Here is a 1,379-nt window from a genome sequence, read left to right on the forward strand (position 1 = left end):
GGGCCCTGGCCAACAAGCAGCTTGAGAACCCCTGGAAAAAGCACGACAATATTCCGTTGTGACGATCGACCCTATCCGCTTCGATGACTTCACAATCGATGAGTTGTTGTCTGTTGCGCGCAAAAGTCAAATTCACATCACTGATAGTCTTCCAGAGGGAGTGGACCCTCTCTCTCTGCCAAGTCGCTCATCAAAAACCCCATACATTGCGCTGTGCTTTCGCGATGCTCAGTATTGTCGATTCGAAGAACTGTTTCGAGCAGCTTGTGACTTGTTCGAGCGCGACGATGTGGTGGCTGCAAATCTTTGCGTCCGTGCAATGATAGAAACTGCGGCAAGTATCTGGTTCGCCATGGAACTGATACAAAACGAAGTCGAAACCGGACTTTCTGGAAAATTACATAAAAAAATGGTGCAGCTTCTGCTAGGTCAGAGACTTGAGCCGGAAACTGAACTTCCTGTTTCGATTAATATCCTTACGATTATCGATCATGCGGACAAAAAGATTCCAAAACTACGAAAAAATTATGACCGCCTCAGTGAGTTCGCCCATCCCAACTGGAGCGGCGCATTGGGTGCGTATGGTAGTAGGGACGAAGACACGCTAATCACATGGTTTAAGCCAAACAAATCCGACTTAGCACCGGTTAAACGAATAGGCCTATCGTTAACTATACTTTCAGTTCAGATGATCGAAGAGGCATATAACGAACTCTTAGACGCTGCTTTAAAGTATGCGGAGTTAGAAATACTTTGAGACCTATTGGATGGGGACTGAGCGCCGCTATCCAACTATCATTCTGTGTTGCAGTTTATGCAACTGAGATGATCAAAAGTCATATGTAAGGGGACAAAGTTCAGTATTATTCAGACGAATTGCTCGCTGATTTCCCAATACATTATACACGCAAACTTTGGTCAGGCCATCACTATACTCTCCTGCCTTAAAGCCCGTCGTCTTGCTGTTTTGCGGAAGGTAACCTTCTTCTTGTATACTTAAAGGGCACATTTTCGTTGAGTTAACTGCATACACTTTTCCATTGCTATACTGACAATTTCGCTGAAACCCTTCCACGCCAAGGTCACGCTGTAAATAGTATGTCATTTGTGCGTAGGAGGTCGGTACAAGCACTGAGCCGAACAGCATCGCAGCTAATAGATGTCTCATTCTGAATTCCCCCCATAGGTCGCGAAGATTTCTACTCCAATAGCGCATGTAGGTCCAGCGGGAGCGCGAGATCAAATCTCATTAATGCTCAATGTCGCAGTCTATATGATTATTATTTTCCAACCTGTAGCGTCCTTGACCTCATCCTAAGTTGAGCAATTACAAGACAGGCCCCTCACAAACTCCGTGCATGAAAGGCCCGTCCATGATC

General features: G+C 45.6%; 1 protein-coding gene. It reads left to right on the forward strand.

The genetic code is table 11. The features are described from left to right. Nucleotides 1-58 precede the first annotated feature (58 nt). Nucleotides 59-757 carry a hypothetical protein gene (locus B4F73_RS13215; protein WP_290480969.1) on the forward strand — a complete coding sequence of 233 codons (699 nt, stop codon included), beginning with the start codon at nucleotides 59-61 and terminating at the stop codon, nucleotides 755-757. Nucleotides 758-1,379: the final 622 nt, after the last annotated feature.

The sequence above is a fragment of the Hyphomonas sp. UBA3601 genome (assembly GCF_002375605.1).
Classification (GTDB): Bacteria; Pseudomonadota; Alphaproteobacteria; order Caulobacterales; family Hyphomonadaceae; genus Hyphomonas.